22 protein-coding genes are annotated in these 25,626 nt (G+C 38.0%); 5 read left to right on the forward strand and 17 right to left on the reverse strand.

The annotated features are described in order from the left end of the window. Window positions 1-133: 133 nt before the first annotated feature. The gene (gene xerS, locus QNH17_RS15705) at window positions 134-1,222 is read left to right on the forward strand and encodes a tyrosine recombinase XerS (protein WP_283873395.1); all 1,089 of its coding nucleotides are present in this window, start codon (window positions 134-136) and stop codon (window positions 1,220-1,222) included. Between the two features lie 208 nt (window positions 1,223-1,430). On the opposite strand, the gene QNH17_RS15710 is transcribed toward xerS, so the two are convergent. The 7 genes from QNH17_RS15710 to QNH17_RS15740 form a co-directional block, all read right to left on the reverse strand. Then, a complete protein-coding gene (locus QNH17_RS15710) occupies window positions 1,431-3,335 on the reverse strand; it encodes an ABC transporter ATP-binding protein (protein WP_283873397.1) in 1,905 nt (634 codons plus the stop codon). Further along, a complete protein-coding gene (locus QNH17_RS15715; protein ID WP_283873398.1) occupies window positions 3,332-5,059 on the reverse strand; it encodes an ABC transporter ATP-binding protein in 1,728 nt (575 codons plus the stop codon). Before QNH17_RS15715 ends, QNH17_RS15710 begins: the two co-directional genes overlap by 4 nt. Before the next feature lie 199 nt (window positions 5,060-5,258). Further along, window positions 5,259-6,017, reverse strand: coding sequence for a YybI family spore inner coat protein (locus QNH17_RS15720; protein ID WP_283873400.1), 759 nt, complete (start codon window positions 6,015-6,017; stop codon window positions 5,259-5,261). A 97-nt stretch (window positions 6,018-6,114) separates the two neighbouring features. Then, complete coding sequence (gene parC / locus QNH17_RS15725) at window positions 6,115-8,553, reverse strand: DNA topoisomerase IV subunit A (RefSeq protein ID WP_283873401.1); 2,439 nt, start codon at window positions 8,551-8,553, stop codon at window positions 6,115-6,117. Beyond that, the gene (gene parE / locus QNH17_RS15730) at window positions 8,550-10,529 is read right to left on the reverse strand and encodes a DNA topoisomerase IV subunit B (protein WP_283873402.1); all 1,980 of its coding nucleotides are present in this window, start codon (window positions 10,527-10,529) and stop codon (window positions 8,550-8,552) included. Before parE ends, parC begins: the two co-directional genes overlap by 4 nt. Before the next feature lie 290 nt (window positions 10,530-10,819). Further along, window positions 10,820-11,236 carry a CoA-binding protein gene (locus QNH17_RS15735; protein WP_283873403.1) on the reverse strand — a complete coding sequence of 139 codons (417 nt, stop codon included), beginning with the start codon at window positions 11,234-11,236 and terminating at the stop codon, window positions 10,820-10,822. A gap of 89 nt (window positions 11,237-11,325) precedes the next feature. Then, a complete protein-coding gene (locus QNH17_RS15740) occupies window positions 11,326-12,264 on the reverse strand; it encodes a sensor domain-containing diguanylate cyclase (protein WP_283873404.1) in 939 nt (312 codons plus the stop codon). A 305-nt stretch (window positions 12,265-12,569) separates the two neighbouring features. Between QNH17_RS15740 and plsY the strand changes: the two genes are divergently transcribed. From plsY to QNH17_RS15755, 3 genes are all read left to right on the forward strand, one after another. Then, window positions 12,570-13,169 (forward strand): glycerol-3-phosphate 1-O-acyltransferase PlsY, encoded by a 600-nt coding sequence (plsY, locus tag QNH17_RS15745; RefSeq protein ID WP_283873405.1) that lies wholly within the window; start codon window positions 12,570-12,572, stop codon window positions 13,167-13,169. A 317-nt stretch (window positions 13,170-13,486) separates the two neighbouring features. Continuing rightward, on the forward strand, window positions 13,487-14,638 hold the full coding sequence (locus tag QNH17_RS15750) for a CapA family protein (RefSeq protein WP_283873406.1): 1,152 nt from the start codon (window positions 13,487-13,489) through the stop codon (window positions 14,636-14,638). A 45-nt stretch (window positions 14,639-14,683) separates the two neighbouring features. Then, entirely contained in the window at window positions 14,684-15,487 is an 804-nt protein-coding gene (locus QNH17_RS15755) for a CPBP family intramembrane glutamic endopeptidase (protein ID WP_283873407.1), read from the forward strand. A gap of 22 nt (window positions 15,488-15,509) precedes the next feature. On the opposite strand, the gene QNH17_RS15760 is transcribed toward QNH17_RS15755, so the two are convergent. From QNH17_RS15760 to mtnA, 8 genes are all read right to left on the reverse strand, one after another. Next, window positions 15,510-15,827 (reverse strand): hypothetical protein, encoded by a 318-nt coding sequence (locus tag QNH17_RS15760; protein ID WP_283873408.1) that lies wholly within the window; start codon window positions 15,825-15,827, stop codon window positions 15,510-15,512. A gap of 67 nt (window positions 15,828-15,894) precedes the next feature. Beyond that, window positions 15,895-16,320 (reverse strand): acyl-CoA thioesterase, encoded by a 426-nt coding sequence (locus QNH17_RS15765; protein ID WP_283873409.1) that lies wholly within the window; start codon window positions 16,318-16,320, stop codon window positions 15,895-15,897. Window positions 16,321-16,348: 28 nt separating this feature from the next. Beyond that, complete coding sequence (locus QNH17_RS15770; protein WP_481858628.1) at window positions 16,349-18,682, reverse strand: AAA family ATPase; 2,334 nt, start codon at window positions 18,680-18,682, stop codon at window positions 16,349-16,351. 96 nt (window positions 18,683-18,778) lie between these two features. Beyond that, window positions 18,779-19,009, reverse strand: coding sequence for a small acid-soluble spore protein Tlp (tlp, locus tag QNH17_RS15775; RefSeq protein WP_026567324.1), 231 nt, complete (start codon window positions 19,007-19,009; stop codon window positions 18,779-18,781). A 127-nt stretch (window positions 19,010-19,136) separates the two neighbouring features. Then, entirely contained in the window at window positions 19,137-19,277 is a 141-nt protein-coding gene (locus QNH17_RS15780; RefSeq protein WP_026567323.1) for an acid-soluble spore protein N, read from the reverse strand. Between the two features lie 67 nt (window positions 19,278-19,344). Then, window positions 19,345-19,476: an FbpB family small basic protein gene (locus QNH17_RS15785; RefSeq protein WP_026567322.1), complete on the reverse strand. Its 132-nt coding sequence runs from the start codon at window positions 19,474-19,476 to the stop codon at window positions 19,345-19,347. Between the two features lie 139 nt (window positions 19,477-19,615). Next, a complete protein-coding gene (locus tag QNH17_RS15790; protein WP_283873419.1) occupies window positions 19,616-20,152 on the reverse strand; it encodes a redoxin domain-containing protein in 537 nt (178 codons plus the stop codon). Between the two features lie 120 nt (window positions 20,153-20,272). Further along, window positions 20,273-21,322 (reverse strand): S-methyl-5-thioribose-1-phosphate isomerase, encoded by a 1,050-nt coding sequence (gene mtnA / locus QNH17_RS15795; RefSeq protein WP_283873421.1) that lies wholly within the window; start codon window positions 21,320-21,322, stop codon window positions 20,273-20,275. A 194-nt stretch (window positions 21,323-21,516) separates the two neighbouring features. Between mtnA and QNH17_RS15800 the strand changes: the two genes are divergently transcribed. Continuing rightward, complete coding sequence (locus QNH17_RS15800) at window positions 21,517-22,554, forward strand: NAD-dependent epimerase/dehydratase family protein (RefSeq protein WP_283873425.1); 1,038 nt, start codon at window positions 21,517-21,519, stop codon at window positions 22,552-22,554. Between the two features lie 76 nt (window positions 22,555-22,630). Here QNH17_RS15800 and abc-f read toward each other — a convergent pair whose 3' ends face one another. Both abc-f and QNH17_RS15810 read right to left on the reverse strand, forming a co-directional pair. Next, window positions 22,631-24,361, reverse strand: coding sequence for a ribosomal protection-like ABC-F family protein (abc-f, locus tag QNH17_RS15805; protein WP_283873427.1), 1,731 nt, complete (start codon window positions 24,359-24,361; stop codon window positions 22,631-22,633). 239 nt (window positions 24,362-24,600) lie between these two features. Beyond that, the gene (locus tag QNH17_RS15810) at window positions 24,601-25,605 is read right to left on the reverse strand and encodes a phosphotransferase enzyme family protein (protein ID WP_283873429.1); all 1,005 of its coding nucleotides are present in this window, start codon (window positions 25,603-25,605) and stop codon (window positions 24,601-24,603) included. Between the last annotated feature and the right edge of the window lie 21 nt (window positions 25,606-25,626).

The following is a 25,626-nucleotide window of genomic DNA, read 5'->3' on the forward strand; positions in this document are numbered from 1 at the left end:
AGCAAGAAAGATTCTGACAACCTGGAACTAAAATGTAGAATCAGTTTATTTAGGGTTCATTTACATAATTACGTAAAATATAAATTTGACGTAATTAAGTCAATTTAGTAAAATATAGAAGTGAGGTGATTTTATGGTAAATCAATCAAAGCAGCAACAATTTCAAAAACTTCAAACGTTGCTCAAAGAACTTCCATGGTATGTAGACGAATATATTAATCATAAATTACGTAAGCTTTCGACGGCTTCCTTATTTAATTACTGTCATGATTATAAAATCTTCTTTAACTGGATGATCAGTGAGCAATTGGTGTCAGGCACCATCAAAGATGTTCCTCTAGAGCGTTTAGAGCAACTGACCGTCTTGGAGGTTGAGAGTTTTTTTAATTATTTACATTATCAACTAAATAATAAAGAACTTACCGTTAATCGGAAATTATCTGCGTTAAAATCACTGTTTAATTACTTACAAAACATTGCGGAAACTCCAGACTTAAAGCCTTATATGAACCGTAATGTCATGGCTAAGATTGAATTTAATGAAGTAAAAGACACCATGGAAACCAAGGCAACTAAAATGGAAGGTAAAATTCTCCTCGGCGACGAATATGAAAAATTCCGCTTATTTGTTGCGAATGATTATGGTGAATTGAATAAAGATAACAAAAAGCTCTATAACTTTTATCAATTAAATAAGGAACGTGATACGGCCATTGTCTCGTTAATCTTAGGTTCCGGGCTGCGTCTCTCGGAATTAGTTGGGATTGAATTAGACGATATTGATTATAGTAAGTATTGTGTGAGAGTAATCCGCAAAGGAAATAAAGAACAATTTGTTTATTTTAGTCAAGTGGCGATGGCTGACCTGCAAGATTACCTTTCAATTAGAACGGCTAAGTACCAGGTTGAAAAAAGCAATAAGGCGTTGTTTATTTCAGCACCGATAGGTCCTAAAGGCAAATCAAGACGATTAACAGCCCGATCCGTTGAAAAACTCATTGAAAAATATGCAACCGCATTTGGTAAACCATCATTATCGGTACATAAGCTCCGACATTCATTCGCAACCAGATATCATGCTGAAATCAATGATGTACCTAAGTTAAGACGGCAATTAGGTCATTCATCAATCCAAACGACGATGATCTACACGCATATTAAGAATGATGACTTAAAAATTGCAGTGGATAAAATGGATATGCCGAAAGAGCAAATTGAATGATCAAAGACTGTCATTTTCGTGGCAGTCTTATATTTTAAAATTTTTATCAGTTTACATAATATTATTATGGTAACAAAAATGTAATTTATCTCAATTCCTAAGTATACTTAAGATAATGAGACGGAATGAATTTTTTTCATAATTTAACACTTGTTTTAAAAATAAAAAAAGCGTTCAGAAAGCCTTACAGCTCCCCAAACGCCTTCCTTTAACCAACATTTTTCATTGAATTGCTCCCTGTAAACTGACTATTATACAGGTCTGCATAAAATCCGTTTTGTTCTAGTAATTCCACATGTGTTCCTTTTTCAATGACACTTCCGTTATTCATCACAAGGATTAAATCAGCATCCCGAATCGTCGATAATCTATGGGCAATCACGAAGCTGGTCCTCCCTTTCATCAAGTGGTTCATCGCTTTTTGAATTTGAACCTCTGTTCGCGTATCAACACTGCTGGTGGCTTCATCCAGAATAAGGATCGCTGGATTAGCAAGAATTGCCCTAGCTATCGTTAACAGTTGTTTTTGCCCCTGAGATATATTAGACGCTTCTTCATTCAAAATCGTATCATACCCATCTGGCAGCGTTCGAATAAAGTGATCAGCGGTGGCTGCGCGTGCCGCTGCCACCACTTCTTCTTTGCTTGCTCCCTCTTTTCCGTAGGCAATATTATCAAAAATCGTACTATTAAATAACCAAGTATCCTGCAGCACCATTCCAAACAAACTCCTTAGGTGCTCCCTTTTTAACTCTCTCGAATCTACTCCGTCAATTAATATGCTGCCAGAATTAATTTCATAGAAACGCATCAGCAAATTAATTAGCGTGGTTTTACCCGCTCCTGTCGGGCCGACAATTGCTACTGTCTGACCAGGTTTCACTTCTATTTCCATATCTTTGATTAGGAGTTCATTTTCCTCGTAACCGAAACTAACATGTTCAAAGGTAACTTCTCCTCTTGGACTAATGATCACCTTCGCATCAACGGCTTCTGGTACCTCTTCCGCTTCATCTAAAATTTCAAAGACACGTTCAGCGCTGGCGATCGTGGATTGAATGACGTTTGCGATCGATGCGGTTTGAGCAATCGGTTGGGAAAATTGACGTGCATATTGGATAAAGGCCTGGATATCACCAATTTCAATCGCTTTTTTTGTTACCAAGATCCCACCAACGACAGATACGAGAACATAGCCGATATTATTGATAAAACCCATCAGCGGCATGATCAGCCCTGATACAAATTGTGCCTTCCATGCAGATTGGTAGAGCGTTTCATTGATTCCCTCGAATGTTTCAATTGATTTCTGTTCGTGGCCAAAAACTTTGACGACTTTATGACCTGTATACATTTCTTCAACATGACCATTTAGCTGGCCTAATGACTTTTGCTGCCCTTTAAAATACTGTTGCGACTTTTTAGCAATCTTTGCAATCGCTACACCGCTTAGCGGCAGTGTTAAAATGACAATCAGTGTCATTAATGGACTAATCGACAGCATCATGATAATTACACCGATAATGGTAACAACAGAGGTAATTAGCTGGGTTAAGCTTTGCTGTAAGGTCGTACTAATATTATCGACATCATTAACCGCACGACTGAGAATTTCACCATGGGTACGGGAATCAAAGTATTTTAGCGGAAGCCGGTTTAGTTTCCCCTCTACCTCTTTCCGAAGATGGTAAACTGTCTTTTGCGCAACACCTGCCATAATATATTGTTGAATATAGGCAAATATTGCACTTAGAATATAGAGGCCAATGAGTAAAATAATAATTTGACCAATATAATCAAAATCGATTTTAGCTCCTGGGATTCCTCTAAACTTCATCATCAAGCCTTCAAATAATTTAGTTGTCGCCTTCCCCAATATTTTAGGGCTGACAATCGCAAAAAATGTACTGATAATGGCTGTAATTAAAACTGCTAAAAGCTGTAATTTATATGGCTTTAAGTAGCTGATAAGTCTATTTAGGGTCCCTTTAAAGTTCTTTGCTTTTTGGACAGGCATGCCCATTCCCATCGGGCCAAATCCGCCGCCTGGTCCAGGGCCGGGTTTTCTAGCCCCTGTCTCTTGAGTGTGATTTTGATTGGAATCCTTACTCATGCGATTTCCTCCTCTGACAGCTGTGACATGACAATCTCGCGATAAACCGCACATGATTCCATTAACTCTTTGTGTTTCCCGATTCCAGATATTTCACCGTTATCGAGAACAATAATCTGATCAGCGTCGATTATAGTACTAACACGCTGAGCTACAATTAATACCGTTGAGTTCCCCGTTTCGTTTTTAAGGGCAGCACGCAGCTTTGCATCTGTTTTAAAATCCAAAGCGGAAAAACTATCATCAAATATATAGATTTCCGGCTTCCGTACAAGGGCTCGCGCGATCGACAAGCGCTGTTTTTGTCCCCCGGAAACATTTGTTCCCCCTTGGGAAATTACCGCATCAAAGCCTTCTGGCATGTTAGAAATAAATTCTTTCGCTTGGGCCACTTCAGCAGCATGATCAATCTCATTTGCTGTTGCATCTTCTTTTCCATATCGAATGTTCTCTGCAATTGTTCCGGTGAAAAGTACGGATTGTTGTGGAACAAACCCTATCTTTTCACGAAGTTTTTCTTGTACCATATCCCTTACATCTATTCCATCGACAAGGACTTTACCGCTATCGACATCATAAAAACGTGGAATCAAATTAATGAGTGTTGATTTTCCTGAGCCGGTTCCGCCAATAATGGCTGTTACTTCACCAGGTTTTGTCGAAAATGAGATATTTGAAATTGCTGGCATTTCCGCTCCTGGATAACTGAATGTTACGTCTTGAAACTCAACAAAGCCTTTTTTTCCTTCTTCTACTTTTGACGATGATGGATCTTTAATATCTGCTACCGTCTCCAGCACTTCATTGATTCGAACAGCAGATACCGATGCCCTTGGAATCATGACAAACATCATCGACAGCATAATGAATGAAAACATAATTTGCATCGCATATTGGATAAACGCCATCATATCTCCGACCTGCATATGGCCATTGCTAATCCGCAGTCCGCCAAACCAGACAATCGCTACTGAGGAAAGGTTTAGGACCACCATCATAATCGGCATCATCGCGGCCATAATTTTATTGACCTTAATGGCTGTTTCGGTTAAATCCCAGTTCGCATCATCAAAACGCTTCTTCTCATGCTCCACTCGGTTAAAGGAGCGAATGACACGAATGCCGGTTAAGTTTTCGCGTAGAACTCGATTTAAATTATCTAACTTTATTTGCATCGCTTTAAAAAGTGGAATTCCCTTTCTTGCAATGATTACAATCGCAAGTACGAGAACAGGCAGAGCAACAGCAAGAACTAAGGTAAGCTTTGCATCTTTTGAATATGCCATGATGATCCCACCGATACACATCATCGGTGCCATTGCCATCATTCGCAGCATCATCACTAATACTTGCTGGATCTGGGTTATATCGTTGGTTGTTCTCGTAATCAATGAGGCTGTTCCGAGCTGATCAAACTCATGCAGTGAAAAGTTTCCGACGTGGGAGAAAATTTTGCTTCGTAATAACTTTCCAAAGCCTGATGCTGCTTTTGCTGAGTAGAAACTAGCTGCAATCGAACAAATCATCCCCCCTGCCGCCACAAGCAGCATAAAACCGCCAATTTTCCATATGTAGCCCGTATCTCCTTTTACTACCCCTTTATCAACAATATCGGACATTAACGTTGGCAAATATAATTCTGATAATGATTGTAAGAGGACGAGAGCTAAAACCAGATAAATGGCTAATTGAAATGGTTTTAGAAATTTGGTTAATTTAATCAATATCCTTCAACTCCGTTTTTTAATTGATTAAGAATAACTGTAGCTTATTTTTATGAACTAAATATGAACAATTATATGAAATTAGTTTTTTTATCCAACTCCATGGTAATTTGGCAAGACTAAGTATATTCCCGTCTGGAAATCCCATCAAATTTTTGCAAAATAAAAACACAGGAGCTCCTGTGTCGATAAAATACAGCTATTTATTACGTTCTTTATGAACAACTGTCCGAACTAATTTCCATTGGCCATGATCATAAACCCACGTTGATTCAACAGAGGCAATTACGTCAGCATTGGCAATCCCGGTAATTCGCTGTTCACCTAGTAACCCTACTTGATTATTCTCTACAGGTATGGGCTGGAGACTGCTATATGGATTCACGGTTAGCTCTGTCGGTTCATTTAGCTTGCCATGATAATATAATCCAAGTTTTTTATAATACTTCTGACGGTCCTTTAAATCAAACAGATAAGACTTTCCTGTTTTGGCGAGTTTGATCTCTGCTTTATATCCATGAAGAAAATGGCTATCCATTTCAAGAGGTTCTGGCAGATTAAGTTTCGTCTGTTCAAAATTCCGAATAGAATAGGAGTAATTCTGAACAATTCGCTCATTCCCCCCTTTCAACACACTTGCATATAGGTCTTTTACTCCATCATTGTTTAAATCGACAAGTTCCAATGCCGCCTTAGCCCCACTTTCTAGAGGAAGGGTGTATTTCTTTCCGTTTGAAGCGCTAATTTCAATATAGATTTTCTCCAAAAAGGCATCCTCTTTCTGATAAGGAACACCTTTTAATATGATTTCTTCCTCTTTTCCGTCTCCAGTAATATCTGCATTTTCATTTGAAATAGTGATTGTTTTTGTTGTTTCTTCAATCGCATACACGCCAGTAATGGCAGTAAGTGACATGAGAAAAAATGAAACAATGACCAAAAGCATCTCTCTTTTCATCCATCAGCCCCCCAAAACTCTGTTACTTGTTAGTATGACCAGTTCTGGAAAAAAGATGAAAAAGGACACTCTATTTTTTAGAGTGTCCTGTAATAATTTATTCACTAGGTTTATCTGGTGCAGATACTTTCCAAACAGTGGTTACCTTTCCGTTGTCTTCTTCATCAAGAATAAATGAACCATTTGAATAACGGTCACTGTAGTGAATATCGATTGTAAGAAGTGTCTCTAGATATCCTTTATCCGTTTGGATAAAAATCACATCTTGCTCATTGGCAATTTCAAAACCTACAATGCGATGTGGATTTGATTTAAGTTCTCTTAAAATGACTACGCCGCGTTTGGCACGAGTAGCTTTTTCAAATTCTTTCATTTTCATTCTCTTTACCGCCCCACGCTGTGTAGCGATAACAATTGTTTCGTTGCTATCAGGAAGAATTAGTTTACCACCGATCACGAAATCATCATCTTTTAAATTGATCCCTTTCACACCTGCAGCACGAGCACCAACAATACTAATTTCTTCTTCATGAAACCATAGGGCATAACCTAAGTGGGTAATTAAGAATAATTCTTTGGTTCCGTCGGTTAAATGAACATCGATCACTTGATCATCATCTTTTAAATTGATACCAACAAGTGGTTTAGAGTATCGTTGAGCTTTGTATTGTTTTAGTTCCGTTTTCTTGGCCATGCCATTTTTCGTGACAAAGACAAGGAATAGATCAGCATCAAAGTCTTTGACTGGAATCGCTTGGATGATTTCTTCATCACGGTCAATCGGAATGATATTAGCCACATGCTGTCCAAGGTCCTTCCAGCGGATATCTGGCAGCTCATGAACAGGACAGAATAAGTAGTTTCCTTTATTTGTGAAGAGAAGCAGGACATCCTTCGTATTCATTTCGAGTTGAGCTAATAAACGGTCTGAATCCTTCATTGCTAAATCCTGACCATTGGAAGCCGCATAGGAACGAGTACTTGTCCGTTTTACGTATCCTTGTTTCGTAATCGTTACAATAACATCTTCACTTGGGACAGTTACTTCCAAATTGATTTTCAATTCTTCAATTTCTGCTTCAATCTTTGAACGTCGTTCATCTGCAAAACGTTTTTTGACGTCTTTTAATTCTTTTTTGATCACAGAGAAAAGAGTTTTCTCACTTGCTAAAATGTTTGTAAGTTCTTCGATTTTCTTTGCTAACTCTTCGGCTTCCTGTCGAAGTGCAGTAATATCGGTGTTTGTTAAGCGATATAACTGTAAGGATACGATCGCTTCAGATTGCGGCTCCGTAAAGGCAAACTTTGCAATTAAATTGTCCTTTGCGTCGCGTTTATCCTTGGATGCACGGATAGTAGCAATTACTTCATCAAGGATCGATAGGGCCTTCATCAGACCTTCAACGATATGCTGTCTTTCTCTAGCTTTATTAAGATCATATTGCGACCTTCTGGTGACAACTTCTTTTTGGTGCTCGATATAAGCATCCAATAATTCTCTAAGTCCCATTAATTTTGGACGTTTCTTATGAATTGCAACCATATTAAAATTATAGGTTACTTGAAGATCACTATTTTTATATAAATAGTTCAAGACACCAGCTGCATCGGCATCTTTCTTCAGTTCAATGACAATTCGGAGGCCGGTCCGGTCTGTTTCATCACGGATTTCTGAGATTCCTTCCACTTTACGGTCGAGACGGAACTCATCCATTTTTTTGACGAGATTAGCTTTATTCACCTCATAAGGAATTTCCGTAATAACGATTTGCTGCTTACCGCCACGAACCTCTTCAATGTCAGCTTTGCTTCGAACGATTATTTTTCCTTTACCAGTTTCATAGGCTTTTTTAATTCCATCTATTCCTTGAATAATACCGCCCGTTGGGAAATCTGGACCTTTGACAATCGTCATCAGTTCCTCTACAGAACAATCAGGATGGTCCAATCTCTTGATAACCCCGTCAATGACTTCGCCAAGGTGATGCGGAGGAATATCTGTTGCATATCCCGCAGAAATTCCTGTCGATCCATTAACAAGCAGGTTTGGAAACATTGCCGGCAAAACTGTTGGCTCTTTGGAAGTATCATCAAAGTTAGGAATAAATTCAACTGTATCTTTTTCGATATCTCGCATTAATTCTGCCGCAATGGCGGAAAGCCTTGCTTCTGTATAACGCATCGCCGCTGGCGGGTCACCATCGACGCTGCCGTTGTTTCCATGCATTTGCACGAGGACATTTCGAACCTTCCAGTCCTGACTCATCCGTACCATGGCCTCGTAAACAGAGGAATCACCGTGTGGATGATAGTTACCAATTACATTACCCACTGTTTTTGCTGATTTTCGAAAACCTTTATCGTGTGTATTTCCTTCTACATGCATCGCATAGAGAATTCTTCGTTGTACTGGCTTTAGACCATCACGTGCATCCGGAAGGGCACGTTCTTGGATAATATACTTACTATATCTGCCAAAACGATCACCAATGACATCTTCTAGAGGCAAGTCTCGGAATTTTTCAGTTGCACTCATCCTTCAGAACCCTCCTCAGAGACCGTAATATTTTCATTTTCTAAGATCGTGTCATCTTCTTCTAACCCAAAGGCGACATTGGTTTCAATCCATTTGCGGCGCGGCTCAACTTTGTCGCCCATAAGCGTAGTAACTCGGCGTTCTGCTCTTGCCGCATCATCGATTTTCACGCGGATCAAGGTCCGAGTCTCAGGATCCATCGTTGTTTCCCAGAGCTGATCGGCGTTCATTTCACCAAGTCCTTTATAGCGCTGGATAATATAGCCTCTGCCCACTTTCTTGATGGCACCTTGAAGTTCATCATCATTCCATGCATATTCAATAATTTCCTTCTTACCTGTCCCTTTGCTTACTTTATAAAGCGGAGGCAGGGCAATAAACACTTTGCCTGCTTCTAACAACGGCTTCATATAGCGATAAAAGAAAGTAAGCAGTAGAACTTGAATATGTGCCCCATCTGTATCTGCATCGGTCATAATGACAATTTTGTCATAATTGATGTCTTCCACACTGAAATCCGATCCAACTCCGCCGCCGATGGCATGAATAATTGTATTAATTTCTTCATTCTTAAAAATATCAGCAAGCTTAGCTTTTTCGGTATTAATGACTTTACCTCTGAGTGGAAGAACTGCTTGAAAACGTCGGTCACGTCCCTGTTTCGCTGAGCCTCCCGCGGAATCACCCTCAACCAGGTACAGTTCGTTTCTCTGCGGATTACGTGATTGGGCGGGTGTTAGTTTCCCAGACAAGACAGCATCGGAACGCTTGCGTTTTTTACCGCTTCTTGCATCCTCACGTGCTTTTCTGGCCGCCTCTCTTGCTTGATAGGCTTTAATCGATTTTTTGATAAGAAGGGAGCTAATATCAGGATTCTCTTCTAGAAAATAGGAGAGGTGCTCAGAAACAACTGAATCAACTGCTGACCGTGCTTCACTTGTTCCTAATTTCCCTTTTGTTTGTCCTTCAAACTGGAGCAATTCTTCCGGGATTCGAACGGAGATAATTGCCGATAATCCTTCACGGATATCTGCACCATCAAGGTTTTTGTCTTTGTCTTTTAAGAATGAAACCTTCCGAGCATAATCATTAAATACCCTTGTCATTGCTGTTTTTGCCCCGGCCTCATGGGTTCCGCCATCTCTTGTGCGGACATTATTTACAAAGGAGAGGACATTTTCAGAGTAGCCATCATTAAATTGAAAGGCAAAATCCACTTCAATTCCATGCTGAGAGCCTTCTAAACTAATAACTGGATGGAGAACATCCTTCTCTTCGTTTAAATAGGCCACGAACGCTTCAATTCCATTTTCATAATGAAAGACTTCATGGAAATCGTTTCGGTCATCGATAATTTCGATTTTCAAACCTTTTAACAAAAAGGCTGACTCTCTTAACCTCTCACATAACGTTTCGAAATTAAAAGTAGTTGTTGAAAATATAGTTGGATCTGGCTTGAAATGAATCGTTGTACCGGTTTGATTGGTTTTCCCGATTTTTTCAAGGGTTGTTACGGGTTTTCCCCCATTTTCAAAGCGCTGTTCATATACGAAACCGTCCCTTTTAATGGTGACAGTTAGCCATTCTGATAAGGCATTAACAACAGATGCACCAACACCGTGCAAACCGCCGCTTGTTTTATAACCGCCTTGGCCAAATTTACCGCCGGCATGAAGGACTGTTAATATAACCTCTGGTGTTGGTTTCCCCATTTTGTGCATACCAGTAGGCATTCCGCGTCCACGGTCATTAACACTAATAGAATTATCTTTGTGTATTTTTACAATGATTTGATCACCGAATCCACCAAGCGCTTCATCGACAGAATTGTCGACAATCTCATAAACTAGATGGTGTAGACCGCGTGAATCAGTGCTGCCAATGTACATTCCTGGACGTTTCCTAACCGCCTCAAGACCTTCAAGTACCTGTATGGCATCATCATTATAATCAAAAACTTGCTGATTTCTTGCCACTAAAATACCCCTTTCATTCCCTACAAAAAGAAGTATCCTTCTAATTGCTCATGAACTAATTGATTAGTCATTCTTTATATATCTTTTTATAAAATTAAAAGAGAACCAATGTTTGCCGCTTCTTATTTTAACATAAATCTTGCGGCGTCTATGCTTTATTGTAGCGATTTATTTCGATTTAGCAAATACGTAATTTTAAACAACATAATTTTGTAATAATATAATCATGGGTTTAAAGCGTGTTAAAAATAAAAAAACTGCTAAATATTAGCAGTTTTAGGGTTGAATAGTTAAGCTTTAGAAATCGCATGTTCTACTTTAATGCAACGATTCATTATAACCGTATAGCCCTTACTTTTTAAGAATTCATAGGCTTCTTCGTTTTCAAGGCCAAGCTGGGCCCAGTAGATATCTGCATCGATCTCATCAAACTCTTTCGCAACATCAAACAATTGTTCTGATCTGCGGAAAACATTAACAATGTCCACATGTCCTTCGATTTCCTTAAGGGATGCAAAAGCTTTCACCCCTAATGCAGATTCAATCGTAGGATTCACCGGAATAATTTCATAGCCAGCTTTTTGCATTGCTTCAGATACTTGATAGGAAGTTCGTTCAGGATTATTACTCAAACCAACTACCGCAATTCTTTTTGCCTTTTTTAAAATCATTCCAATTTCATTGCGACTTGGATTTTCAATTGTCATCATTCTCACTCCTAGGGTCTTTTTCTTTATTTTACCTATATTTTCAAAAAAAACATAATCAAAAGCTTAACTGGTCGCCTTCTTACTTCCTAGTTGTAAAGAGTAACACAGTTTCTCCCACTGTCTTTTGAAAAGAAGAGTGCTTGATTCGCCTCTAGTATTATGTCCTCTTTTGTTTTCCCTTTAGAAAATTCGGAAATTCCAAAGCTGCAAGTGACCTTATCGATATTCTCAAAATGAAATTCCTCGATAATCGAACGGATGGATTCTGCTAATTCCTTTGCCCTATTTCCGTCGGTTCCAGGAGTGAGCAAAATGAATTCCTCTTCTCCCCAACGGACAAAAATATCTGATTCACGAATCCGTTGTTGAACGATGATGGAAATAGTAGAGAGTACTTTATCTCCTGCTTGTTGCCCAAACCTTTCATTCACATGTTTAAAGAAATCAATATCCATGATAATCATCGAAATAGACTGGTTTAATCGTTCAGCACGTCTCATTTCCACTTCTAAGATCGCATTCATTTCCAATTGGTTTATACTGTATGTTAGAGAATCCATCAGGAATAATTGCCTGTTCTCTCTATTTTCATTCTCTAAATGGGTAATATCTTTACAGACACATAAGTATTGGTTCGAACCCGGTATCGTCTCATATTTTAAATTAAAGAAAATCTCTTCATTATTGATGTTGATCCAGTGCATATCTACAGAGTTTTTCCCCATTTCTATGATTTCATCAAACCATCTTCTTTTGTCGCTTGGATAAAAATAATTAGTATCTTCTATAAAAAATCTAGAAAGGTATTTCAATTTAGGTAGCTGGGTCTGAGCCTTACTAATTCCAGTAAAGTTACAAAAGGCTTGATTGAATTCGATAATATCCTCGTGATCAGTAACAAAGATCAGGTGGTCTTGAACGTTCAATAAAGCTTTCGTTAACTTCTTTTGTTTGGAAATTTCTTTTTCAAGCTGTTTCACATCTTTGTATTGGTAAGTTAAGTATGGGTGAATATTAGCCGCCACTTGAAGCACCTCTTTCTTTCATTCAGGATATATGATAAAACCGACCATTGATTACGTTACTTGGGTCGGTTTGGTATGTATTTCTATGATTTTATCTAAATTATATTGACTCCCCGCATGGCTTTCAATGGATTAACAAATGGTTTGAAAATTCTCCTTATTTTCGTAATAAAATTGACTCTATTTGTTCTTACTTTTGACCAGATTCAAAAAAGCAAACGCATATGAAAGGATTGATAGTGTTTTTTCTAAATTCCATGGTAAAATAGAAGGACTGGATCTTTTTGTAGAAGGAGAATTTGTTAATGGTTCAAATTATTTTAGTAGTCATTCTGGCATATTTACTTGGTTCGATCCCCTCTGGTTTAATTATCGGAAAGGTTTTTTATAAAACGGATATTCGTGAACACGGGAGTGGAAATTTAGGAGGAACCAATACATTTCGAACATTGGGTGTGAAAGCGGGATTAGTCGTTACACTTGCTGATATCTTGAAAGGGACTTTAGCTGCCGCCTTGCCGCATCTATTTCAAGTAGATATGAGTCCATTGTTGGCAGGTATTTTTGCCGTTGTCGGGCACACCTATCCAATCTTCGCAGGGTTTCGTGGAGGAAAAGCGGTTGCTACCTCTGGTGGTGTCGTATTGTTTTATGCACCGTATATGTTTATTACCGTATTAATTTTCTTTTTTATTAGCTTATACATATCAAAATATGTTTCCTTATCTTCGATGGTTGCAGGTGTTACAGCCGTAATGTTTGCCATTGTTTCGGGGGTTGTTAATGAATGGGACATCCCTCTTCTCATCGTCGTCCTGTTCCTTGCGTCGTTTGTCATCTATCGTCACAGAGCAAATATTAAACGAATTATGAATAAAACTGAGCCCAAGATTAAATGGCTATAGCAAAAAAGAACCGATTTTCCGGTTCTTTTTTATATTTTATGCTGTGTTAAAGGTTAATGTTGATTTTGGCACTCTTTTGATTGAAGTGGAAGGCACGAAGACTCCTGCGGGAGTACGGGGCTGGGGAGACCCCGCAGGAGCAAAGCGACGAGGAGGCTCCCCGGCACGCCCGCGGAAAGCGAAGTGCCTGGAACGGAAATCAACAGACAAATTTAACACAGCCATACTTTAAAACTCCTTTTAAAGCAAAGAATAGTTTTAAAATTATACAACAATATAATATAGTATAATTATCAGATAAAAGATAAGGAGTAATCATGAAAAGGCATGCCATACCTTCTGTTATAATTATTTTTGTTTGTATTGCTTTAGCATCATTCCTTTTTATTCAACAATGGCAAAATACAAATGATGACGACCAAAAGGTGTTTCCAACGAAAAATCTTCAAACCCGTTCTTCATTGATGATTAACCGAGAGATGACAGAAAAAATAACCATTGGAGCCGTCGGAGATATCCTTATTCACGATAATGTTTATCAAGATGCCTTTAATGGTGCTACATATGAATTTGACCCGATGTTTGAGAACGTAAAACCTTTATTAGAAAAACCAGACGTGTTAACTGCCAATCAAGAAAGTACGATAGGTGGAAAAACATTAGGTCTTGCTGGTTATCCACGGTTTAATAGTCCATACGAGGTGGCGGATGCTCTTGTCCACACAGGAGTAGATATTGTATCCACTGCCAATAATCATACCTTGGATAAAGGCGAAAAAGGGATTAAATCAGAAGCTGACTATTTAGAAAGTATTGGTTTACTTCACGTTGGAAGCTTCCTTGATGAAAAGGACCGCCAAAAATTGAGGATTTTAAATAAAAATGGGATAAAGATTGCTTTTCTCTCCTATACATACGGAACAAACGGAATTCCAGTTCCAAAAGGAAAGGATTTCCTAGTCAATCTGATAAACCGTGAAACGATGCGTGATGAGATCCATCGAGCTAAAAAGGAAGCTGATGTCATTGTTATGAGTATCCATTGGGGAAATGAGTACCACCGGATGCCTAACAAAAAACAGAAGGATCTGGCTAGATTTCTGGCAAGTGAAGGTGTCGATATCATTTTTGGCTCCCATCCGCATGTTCTTCAGCCCATGGAATGGATCAAAACAGAGGATGGAAGAAAAGCATTTGTTGTCTATTCATTAGGAAATTTTATCTCATCACAACGTAATGATTATAAAGATATTGGTGGATTAGCTACGATTGACATTACAAAACATATATCAGGTAATGGAAACTCGATTGAATTGTCGAACCCGAATTTTTATCCAACCTATGTCGCTGGTAAAAATAATCATAATTTCCGCGTAATTCCTTTAGAAAATGCTCAATCATATGGTCTTCATAATGCTAAAGGAAAGTACACGGAAATCCAAGATCACATGATGCAGTGGCTCCGTTAAAAACGGGGCCTTTTTATTCTTAGATTTATGACAGGAGAAGATCGGATGGAACGGTTAAAGCAAAAAGGGCTTTGGCTTTCTGGTTATTTTTTACTCATGATATTTCTTTTTACTAGAGGATTTTACAACCCTTTTTTTGTGCTATTAATTGGTATATTATTAATCATTGTTTTTTTAAAAGAAGAGAATCGCCTTTTTGGTTGGATGATTATTTCATTTTTTCTCGGAAATCTCTTGCTTGGATACATGGATAATTTTATTGAAGGTTTTCATTTATCTCCCTTTTCGCTTATCATGTTGAGTCAATTATTACTGTTGATTCCTATTTTGATTATATGTTATGTGGTTAAGCAGTTTAAACAAGAAATAACGCCTTACTTTCACCGGCCAATTTTTACACAAGAAATTCAACTTCCTTTTAACATTGGTTTTTCCTTTAAGAGATTAGCTCTTATTTTTGGACTTTTGACTGTGCTATCTATAGGGATCACCTTTCTATTTCAAGGAGAAAAGATGCATTGGCGCTCATTTTCATTGTTTTTGTTATTCGCATCGATGAATGCATTACTTGAGGAAGTATTATGGCGTGGCCTACTCCTGCCAAAACTGATCAGCATCACCAATGACATAATTGGGATAATCGTAACGAGCATTGCTTACGGTATTAACGTCACCATGTTTGGTTTTTCACCAATAATATGTATGATTTATATTTTTCTAGGATTAATGTTAGGTTTATTAACAGTCAAAACAAAAAGTGTATTTCCTGCGATGATTGCTCATACTTTGGTCACAACTCTCTTTTTAATAAACGGGGTAATGACCATCCCTGTATATTATGGTTCATAACAAAAAGCACACTTAAAGATGGTTACTCTTCAAGTGTGCTCTGATCCTTTTTCCAAATATGTTCTAACAATCCTTCTTTATGTAAAATGTCTCGTTGGCGCTCACCGAGTAAATCAAAATGGGAATATCCATCCTTGCGAACATGAATCCACTCTTTTCTTAATCCATGTTTTTGTCCCCAAGCTGCCAATTGCTCAAGGTTATTACATCCAACCTTGGTTACTGTATTACATCCTGGAAAACGGTCATCTAACCAATAATGGGTTAAAAAAGCTATTTCTCCATTATCAATTTTTCTCTTCCACTCGATGACTTCCTGCCGTTTGATTCCAAAAGCCACCTAGGTCACCCCATTCCGGCCGGCAGAAAACTGCCTGCACATGTGTTTGGGAAATGTTTTCCCTTGACTATTTCTTAATTTCTTCATATTTTAGGAACCACTCAGGGAAGGCTTTTTTGAAGGAAGTCGGTCTAAAGGTATCCTTCTTAACAATAATGTGTGTGGTCTTCCCCTCCACACATATCTCATCATCACCATTTACAACCTTATAACCATATACCGTTTTGATTCCGTCATTTAATTCAACCCACGTTTTTACAAAACCTCGATCACCATATCGTAACGGTTTTTTATAGGTCGCTTGGACGTCATAAACAGGTGCAAAATAACCTGACTCCTCCATTTCGAGATAACTATAGCCTAGGTCCTCTATAAACCCAGTTCTGCCAAGTTCAAAGAATTTAAGATAATTAGCGTGGTAAATGACTCCCATCATATCCGTGTCTGCATAATAGAGTTGAATTTCTCGAGTCGAAATAAAATAGTTTTCCACGGGCCCTCACCTTTTCTACATTCGATTTTTACATTTTATTGATGGCCTTTATTACATCCTCAACCTCAAGTAGGAGTGACTTTTCAAAAAGATCTTCCTCATTCTCCACTTCCATTAACCTTGAGGCCTGTGCTTGGATCATTTCATCCACCATATTAGTTGCAAAACGGCCATTTCCTTTAAAGGATTCTTGATCCACTTTATTCAATAACAGCTGTTTAGCATCACTTGATAATTGATATTGATAACTTTCTGCATATACAGTCATGATTTCAAGCAATTCTTCAGATGAATAGTCTGGAAATAAGAAGAATTTTTTAAACCTTGAGCGAAGCCCTGGATTGCTTTCTAATAGCAGGTCCATTTCATCTGGATAACCAGCTAGGACTACTACTAAGTTTTCATTATGCTTGGTCATTTCATCCACAAGTGTATCAATGACTTCTTTGCCAAAATCACCTGAGGTCGAACTGAAAAGAGAATAGGCCTCATCAATAAATAAGACTCCTCCAAGAGCTTCTTTAATCTTTTTCTTCGTTTTTCCTGCAGTCTGACCAACATATCCAGCTACAAAGTCTGCTCTGCTTGCGACAATTAGATGGCCTCTTTTTAACATGCCACAGTCCTTCAAAAGCTCTGCATAAATCTTAGCTACGGTTGTTTTTCCTGTTCCAGGGTTACCGGTGAAAACAGCATGTAGTTGAATTGGCACTGGCGCCAGTCCTTTTTTCATCCGGTATTGCTGCATCTTTACAAAGGAAATCAGTGACCTCATTTCCAGCTTTAATGCATCTAAACCAATGAGCCGGTCCAATTTTTCATAAGGGGATTCTTCAGCTTCTTCTTTTGCAATTAGAAAGTCATCTTTATTCAGTAACATAAAATCAAGGATATTTTTGTCAGAGACTTCCTTATTAGATCCCTTTTTGAAAATCGCATCGATGACGATATTGCGGACCGTTCTTGCATTTCCGAAGGTATCATCGACCCGTTCAAGATCAAGTCGATGGTTAATTTCGATTTTAGCCTCGTCGCTAAGGAAATAATCGTTATCTGCTGCGACTTTTTCTGCTATCCTTAATAACTCCTCATTTGAATAATTGGGCAAATGAATGAGATTTGACTGTGGAAAGCGACTGCGTAAACCTGGATTAGCATCCAAAAAGGTGCGCATTTCCTCAGGGTAGCCTGCCATAATTACCGCAAATCTTCCGCCATACTCACTTCCAGTCATCAGTGAAACTAAGGTATCAATGGCGGCTTGACCATAATCATTGCCTGTTTGACCCTCGCGCTTAAGGCTGTATGCTTCATCAATAAACAGTACACCACCAATGGAACGTTCCACAACGGAACGGACATTTTCTTCGGTTTGGCCAACGAAAGAACCAACCAACTGGGAGCGGTCCGTTTCGATCACTTCCTCTCGAGGCAGGACTCCTAATTCATGATAAATTTTCGCTAATAAGCGGGCAAGTGTTGTTTTCCCTGTTCCTGGATTTCCTGTTAGAATCATATTTAGGCTCAAGTCATCCTGTATTTGAAAACCTAAATCTTTCCGTTGTTTTTGATACTTGAGAAAGCGGTAAAAGTCATTTACCCGATTTTTAACAAATTCCATTCCTATCATTTCATTTAGTTGATCTAATGCATTGATTCGATCGGTTGCAGATTGAACTTCCTCTTCGTAAAATTGCTTTTGCCAAGCGTTTTTAATTTCCTCTAAATTCGATAAATGCAATTTTAAATCATCATAGTAGGTGGAGGTATGGAAAACACCTGTAATCGATTGGTCATACTCCTCTACGGCTTTTAATAGCCTTCCTGTTTCATCGATCGCAGAAGTGAATAACTCAAATAAATGATTATACTGCAGATACACATCCTTCTTACTCAACGTTGCAGATAGTTCTCTTTTTGCTGCTAAATCTGTTTGTATTTCGTCTGCATTACTTAAGAAATTTTGACATACTTCTATGTATTGTTCGGCAGTCTTCTTTTTTGCAGTTCGGTTATCTGTTTCTCTCATAGCAGGAAATGTAAGTGGTAAGAATATTCCCTCTAATTTTTTCCAATCTGTTTGTAACATATATTCTCTTGCTGCTTGATTATTAGGAAATAAACTAAGTGCTCTTTCCAGCCAGATCGCTGCCATTTTATCCTGTTTATTTCGTTTGATCCGCGAGAGAGCAGCAATTGTTAACAGCTTTGATAAGGTGACTGGATTGGATTCATCAGTCAATGCGGAAATTAATGCACTTTCATTGGAAATCGATCCATTTTGGTTAAGTTCCAGTTCCCATTTCTTTAGTCTTTCTTCATTATTATTCGTATGCTGGTTTACAATTTGTCTCAAGATTATCACTTCTTCTTCAAAATTTCCCTTCTATCTTACCATAACAATCACTCCATACCTACACAAAAGACCTGTCCAAAATGAACAGGTCCGCACTCGATTTTAGCTTTGTTGGTTGTTTGCTTCATCTTTAATTTCTGATCGGAAGGATTCAATGCTTTCCCGACGGCGTTCATTCTTAGCCTCAATTTCCTGGCGTTGTGTCTCGCTGTCAGTAAGGGCTAAAGATTCCTCAGCTGCTTCAATATTATTCTCCGTATTTTGAATCATCGCTTGAAGCTTTTCGACGTTATCACTGCGGTCATCTGGATTCGGTTTGTTATTATAGGCCATTGTATTTCCTCCTAGGGGTGTAATTGGTACAGATATAGTTTGTTACGGACTGAAAAAAATAAACAAGAATTTTTCGGTAAACAAAAAAGACTTGCTGGCTTTACCAGTCAAGTCTTAAAATTCATTGTTATTCACCTTTAGTTTGTATTACTTGGGCATGCTCGCCTGAAGTATCATTCATTTTCTTTCCTTTATTACCGCTAAAACCACGTGGTTGTGTTCCAACGTGATCTGGTTGAAAACGTTTTGTTTGATATTTTTTACCCATGTCATGATCCCTCCTTAATTACATTTTGTCCTAAAGGAAGGAAAACATGATTGGTAAACTTTTTTAGTTATTCTGCTTTACCGAGACGCTTTTCTTCTAAGCGTTGTTCAATTTTTTCCATCGCAGCGCGATCTTTTAATAGTTGTGTTTTATTTTCAGATACTAGCTCTGCAAATGAGCGTTTTCTAGGTTTTCTCATCGGTATCACCGTCCTTAGTTCCTATTCTAACAGTTATTATGCCCGGAAACGGTTGCAATTATTACAACTTTTTGAAAATTTTAAAGAAAAGCCTTTCCCAATAAAAAAGACATTGGAATAATCCAACGCCTTTTTTATTCTATTTCAATTTGTTTGTAAAATCTTTCATATCATCAAGTTTCATTTCACCGATAAATTTATTCTGAATGTTGCCTTTACTATCAATAAAATACGTGGTTGGAATGGATAGTACTTGATAAGTTTCATTTACTTTATCTTCTGTATCAAGAAGGATTGGAAAGGTAATTTTATTTTTATCCACAAAACCTTGGACATCTAATTGCGGATCAATGTTAACGGCTAAAATGACGACATCCTTTGGCATCTGTTTTGAAAATTGCTCCATTGCTGGCATTTCTGCCTTACATGGAGGACACCAGGTTGCCCAAAAGTTCAGCATCACTTTTTTGCCTTTTAAATTAGACAGTTTTATCTTTTCTCCGGCTAATGTTTTGAGTTCAAAATCAGGTGCCTTTGCTCCAACAGCGAGACCTTCTTGACTTGCTGTCGGTTGACTTTTCGTTTCGGGAGTTTCTGAAGTCTTATCCATGGCTTGAACAATCGCGACTGTAAGTAAGGAAACTAGTATTACGGTTGCAATTACTTTTTTTATCATTCCCGAATCCTCCTTTACTTCATAATCTGCTACATTGATTTTACACTATAATCTTAGGTGAAACCAAATAAGGATATGCCGAAACTGTGACAATTTACAAAAAACAATCCGCTTCCACTCTTACGATTGAAAGAGTTTCTCTAGTTCTTCCTGGTAATTTCCTTTTATTATACCCTTTTCAGTGATGATTGCAGTAACAAGCTCATTTGGTGTGACATCAAACGCAGGGTTAAACACTTTCACACCTTCAGGGGCGGTTCTTTTTCCAAAGCCATCTGTAATTTCGGATGCATCTCTTTCCTCAATCGGGATATCTGCCCCAGTTTTTGTATCTAAATCAATCGTGGAGGTCGGTGCTGCTACGTAGAAAGGAATATTATGGGCTTTTGCTAATAAGGCAACTCCGTATGTCCCAATTTTGTTTGCTACATCACCATTGGCTGCAACGCGATCGCAACCGACAATCACTGCTTGCACCCAGCCTTTTTGCATAACCATCGCGGCCATATTGTCCGTAATGAGAGTGACATCTATGCCAGCCTGCATTAGTTCCCATGCCGTTAATCTCGCTCCCTGTAGTAAAGGTCTTGTTTCATCAGCAAAAACTTTGATATCCCAGCCCTTTTCTTTTGCTAAATAAAGTGGTGCTAAGGCTGTTCCATATCTCGCAGTAGCAATCCCGCCAGCATTGCAATGTGTTAGAATCCCCATGCCGTCCTCTAAAAGGTTTAATGCATGTTCTCCGATTGTCCTGCATACTTCTTCATCTTCAATACGAATATTATGGGCTTCTTCTTCCAATGCTTCTTTGATTTGAGTAATCGGTAATTCCTTCTCTTTAAGTGCTCGTTCATTCATTCGTTTCAAAGCCCAAAACAAGTTGACGGCTGTTGGCCGTGATGATGCCAAATAATCTGATTGCTTTTGTAAATGTCCATAAAAATCTTCAAAAGAACTTTCTGGAGCATCTTTGATTCCAAGCACTAAACCATAAGCTGCAGCTATGCCAATTGCCGGTGCTCCACGAACTTTAAGTTGTTTAATGGCATCCCAGGCATCTTCAATTTTTTTGGTTTCGAGAAATTCTGTAATGTTTGGTATTTTGGTTTGATCGAGTATTTTTAGTACTCCGTTTTCATAGGAAACGGATTGTAAGTATGTATTTTCCATTTAAAAACATCCCTTCAACTTTATGTAAATTCTTATTAAGTTTTTTGAATCATTCCTTCAACTTCACCCAATGTAATTTTAACAATATCGGTGACATATGCAATACTTTCATTTTTTTATTCGTCTCTTTGATAAGTTAACTAAATTGTGAGAAAATTTGTTAAAATAGAAGCATGAATGAAGGAGGGATATTTTTGAAGATACTTGTTTTAGGTGGAAGCCGCTTTTTAGGGAAAACGTTCGTAGAAGAAGCTTTAAAACGAAACCATGAAGTCACCATATTTAATCGTGGAATTCAAAGTCCCGGAATTAAGGATATCGAAGTTATCTATGGAAATCGATTTGGAGATTTGAAAGCACTTCAAAATCGCTATTGGGATGCTGTACTTGATACAAGCGGGTTTATTCCCTATACGGTCCAGAACACAACCAACTTATTAAGAGACCAAGTCCAGCATTATACGTTTATTTCGAGTATTTCTGTCTATCAAGATTGGATTCAGGAGAATTTGGATGAAAACTATCCTGTCTTGGAAATGTCAATCGAGGAAGCAAATCAGCTTTCAATGGATGCAGACGGACCCATTTATCAATATTACGGACATTTTAAGGCTTTATGTGAACAAATAGCTGAGAAAAATATGCCTGGTCGTGTGTTAAATATCCGTGCTGGTCAATTAATTGGACCCAATGATTATACAGACCGTGTTCCCTATTGGGTGAATAGAATTGCAAAAGGCGGTAAGGTTCTGGTTCCTGGAAATCCAAACCGCCGGGTTCAGATGATCGACAACAAAGACCTGGCTAACTGGATACTCGATATGGAAGAACAGCGCTCGTCTGGAACGTTTAATGCAACGGGTCCGGATTATCCATTAACAATAAAAGAATTTGTTGATACATGTATTAAAGTGACAGGTTCAAAAGCAGACGTGGTTTGGGCAGAGGAACAATTTTTACTGGACCGAAAAGTAGCCCCATGGACAGAAATGCCGCTGTGGGTACCCGAGAATTATCCATTATCACCTGAGTCAGTGGAGCCATGGAAAGGTGCATTTTCTATCAATGTTGATAAAGCCATTCAGAGTGGTCTTTCATTTAGGCCTATTGAAGATAGTATCACTGATATATATGAATGGGAGAAAACTCGGCAATTGACAGAGGATGAGTGGCAAGCTGGGATGCGGGCAGATAAAGAGAAAGAACTTCTAAATTTATTGGCTAAAAATTGAGCAGTTCTTGTTAAATAGTCCTCAATAGAAACTATTGAGGACCTTTAATTTTAAGCTAAGGACGGTCTATATTCTTTTAGCCCATTAGTTTTCGTTTTTGCTTAAGTAATTCATTAAATTCTTTGTCTAACTCAGTATACTTAGGGTTTTTTTGATCCATGAACGATAACTCACCTAAGACAGATGCAATCTTGTTATCAATGATTAGTAGAGCTTCTTTTAAGGCATCCTCTTTGTTTACATCTTGATTTAAATACTCATCAGGTTTCATCTCAATTCGTCGAATTTGCTGATCTTCAAATACAAGCAGTCGGTCACAAAGCTTATTGAGGAAGTAATAGTCATGAGAAACGGTAATAATCGTCCCAGTAAACTCTGATAACGTATTTTCAAGCTGCTCTCTACTCGGTAAGTCTAGATGATTGGTTGGTTCGTCAAGAATAAGAACGTCATACTCTTTCATTAATATATCAACGAGTTTTACTCTCGTTCGTTCCCCTAAACTCAATGTTCCGATTGGCTTAGTGATAAGCGCCTCCTTTAATCCTATATTAGCTAATAGAGTTCTTGCTTTCAGAACACTCTCGTGATCTTTAAACCCTAGTGCTTCAATAGCCGTTTTATCGGAAGGTAAATCATCAACATCTTGACTTAAATAAGCAATTTTTACCGAGTCACTGCTCCACAAATCCCCATTAGAATAACCCTCTTGACCTAAAATCATTTTTATTAATGTCGTTTTACCGCAGCCATTTTCACCCAAGAGGCCCAGGCGTTCGCCATAATTAATATAGAAGTTGGATTTTTGGAAAAGCGTTCTATTTGCGAACGATTTGGACAAATTCTTAGCCTCGACAATTCGTTTGCCACTTTTCCCTTGCGCATCAAACTGAAACCTTATTTGAACGTCATCTAAAGGTTTTTCAAGCTTATTTTTTTCCAAATCATTTTGGAGGCGTTTCATTTTTGACTTTACTTGATTGTCTGTTTTTTTAGCTTTTACCCGATGATATTCCTTAATCCCATTTTGTCTTTTGCTTGGTCCCTTCCCCTTTTTTGTAGATTCGCGATGGGCTTTTTCGGACCATGATTTCAATTGAGTAATTTGTGTTTCCACTTCTTTTATTTTTTGCTGCTGGACATCATATTGGTGCCTCTGATTTTCAATTCTTTGCTGCTTCTCTTTTCGATAGTCACTATAGTTTCCATTGTAAAAATTAATTTTGCTATTTTCTAATTCAAAAATTCTAGTAACTGTTCTATCTAAGAAATGTCGATCATGAGAGATAATAAGGACGGGTCCTCGGAACTTCTCTAATTCAGAAACCAACCACTCGATCCCTTTATAATCTAAATGGTTCGTTGGTTCATCCAAAATTAAAAAGTCCGGTTTTGAAGCCCAAACCATTGCTAACGCCAACTTTAATTTTTCTCCGCCACTTAAATGTCCTAAACGCTCATCTTCCCAGTTATAAACCTTCGTCAGACCTAACATGCTCGCGTGCTCGAGCAAATGATTTTTGGTATTTCCTGATAAAGACTGCTGAAAATCACTAACCTGATAATCAATGGATTGGGAAAGATAGCCGATCGTTAAATCTTTTGATTTTTCTACGATCCCTTTATCTGGTGCAATTTTCCCCAAAATAATATTTGCCAATGTGGTTTTTCCAGTTCCGTTATAGCCGACAAGCCCAATCCGTTCCCCGTTCTTTATATCAAATTGGAGATTATCCAACACCTTTTTTAAATGAAAACTTTTTTCTAAGTTGATTACTTTTAATACTGTCTGCGTATTTGTAAGCATAAAAAAACTCCCTTCGCTTGAACCTGAAGAGAGATTTATGTCGTAGAGATATCGTTTTATTGACACAACAAATAGACCTTATAAAGGTTTTGTTGTATTGGCAATTATACGATTAGGACATAAAAAAGGACATACTAATCCTATTCTTCAGGTTCAACATTTTTCGTTATTCGAATCATGTCTGAAAAATAAGATTATAATTTCATCGGCCCTTAATCATTCCTTTTCGTTTGTTAGTTTTATTGTATTAGTGAACCTTTACCTTTGTCAAACAATTCTTCGCTAAGCAAAGTAAAATCAATATTTGAATACGGAATCCCGTTTTCAATCTTTGATTTTAAATCTGATAAAGTATACATCTGCCAGTCTTCTAAATGGTCCAAATCCCATTTTTCCAAAAATAAATGATATAAGAATATCTCTCTTATTTTTAAGAAAATAGGTATTTGTAAAATCATCTCTTTTGTCAGTTCATTTTTCTGTTTATATCCCTTTAAAAAATGTTCCCAGAAGACATTACTAAAGTTAGTGAATTCGGGTGTAAAAGATGTAGTCTGCCAGTAAGCATGGTAAAAGGATACAGCTAAATCATTAGCAAACCAATGATAGGCACAATCATCAAAATCAAAGACCGTCATTTTGCCATTATCAACTAAAAAATTACCTTGATGGAGATCGTTATGTATAAGACCAAAATTTTCGGGTGTTGGAGAGAAGCTTTTTAATTTGTTCAACAAATGTATGTATTGTTGTTTGATTCGCTCAGAGTTCATTTGCGGTAGTAACCCTAATAAATCAGGGTCTTCACAATTCCACACAGGTCTGGTCAGCTTTTTATTGATTCCTTTTGATGCATCATGCATGGCCCCTATCACCATGCCCCAGTGATAAAAAAATGCTTCGTTCCAAATATGTTTGTCAGTTACGTCTACAGGTTTACCTGAAGCTTTTTCGAAAACAGTGACGAATACATGTTTATCTTGATCAGGAAAGCGTTCTACCAAACGGCCGTGTATTGACCGTATTGGCAGTGACACCCTTACTCCCTGTTCATCTAAAGCAAAGATAAACGCGAATTCATTTTCAATCTCTTCCAGCCTCCGACGGCACTTCGCGGTAATTCTTAATATATAATTCCTTCCCTCTCGTTGAAACGAATAGACAGTATTTTGAAAGCCCTCGTGAATCTGTACTAAGTCAGTAACCTCAAGATTATACCTCTCTACTATTTGATGTAAGAGCATTGTATATTTCCTTTCTTTAAA

The sequence above is a fragment of the Neobacillus sp. SuZ13 genome (assembly GCF_030123365.1).
GTDB lineage: Bacteria > Bacillota > Bacilli > Bacillales > Cytobacillaceae > Neobacillus.

Bases quoted from the DNA above. Each gene is read 5' to 3' on its own strand.
- QNH17_RS15755 (WP_283873407.1), top strand. From the start codon at position 14,684: ATGGAACGGTTAAAGCAAAAAGGGCTTTGGCTTTCTGGTTATTTTTTA.
- QNH17_RS15720 (WP_283873400.1), bottom strand. From the start codon at position 6,017: ATGAAAAGAGAGATGCTTTTGGTCATTGTTTCATTTTTTCTCATGTCA.
- parC (WP_283873401.1), bottom strand. From the start codon at position 8,553: ATGAGTGCAACTGAAAAATTCCGAGACTTGCCTCTAGAAGATGTCATT.
- mtnA (WP_283873421.1), bottom strand. From the start codon at position 21,322: ATGGAAAATACATACTTACAATCCGTTTCCTATGAAAACGGAGTACTA.
- xerS (WP_283873395.1), top strand. From the start codon at position 134: ATGGTAAATCAATCAAAGCAGCAACAATTTCAAAAACTTCAAACGTTG.
- QNH17_RS15785 (WP_026567322.1), bottom strand. From the start codon at position 19,476: ATGAGAAAACCTAGAAAACGCTCATTTGCAGAGCTAGTATCTGAAAAT.
- QNH17_RS15735 (WP_283873403.1), bottom strand. From the start codon at position 11,236: ATGACAATTGAAAATCCAAGTCGCAATGAAATTGGAATGATTTTAAAA.
- QNH17_RS15810 (WP_283873429.1), bottom strand. From the start codon at position 25,605: ATGCTCTTACATCAAATAGTAGAGAGGTATAATCTTGAGGTTACTGAC.
- tlp (WP_026567324.1), bottom strand. From the start codon at position 19,009: ATGGCCTATAATAACAAACCGAATCCAGATGACCGCAGTGATAACGTC.
- QNH17_RS15780 (WP_026567323.1), bottom strand. From the start codon at position 19,277: ATGGGTAAAAAATATCAAACAAAACGTTTTCAACCAGATCACGTTGGA.
- plsY (WP_283873405.1), top strand. From the start codon at position 12,570: ATGGTTCAAATTATTTTAGTAGTCATTCTGGCATATTTACTTGGTTCG.
- QNH17_RS15790 (WP_283873419.1), bottom strand. From the start codon at position 20,152: ATGATAAAAAAAGTAATTGCAACCGTAATACTAGTTTCCTTACTTACA.
- QNH17_RS15710 (WP_283873397.1), bottom strand. From the start codon at position 3,335: ATGAGTAAGGATTCCAATCAAAATCACACTCAAGAGACAGGGGCTAGA.
- QNH17_RS15750 (WP_283873406.1), top strand. From the start codon at position 13,487: ATGAAAAGGCATGCCATACCTTCTGTTATAATTATTTTTGTTTGTATT.
- abc-f (WP_283873427.1), bottom strand. From the start codon at position 24,361: ATGCTTACAAATACGCAGACAGTATTAAAAGTAATCAACTTAGAAAAA.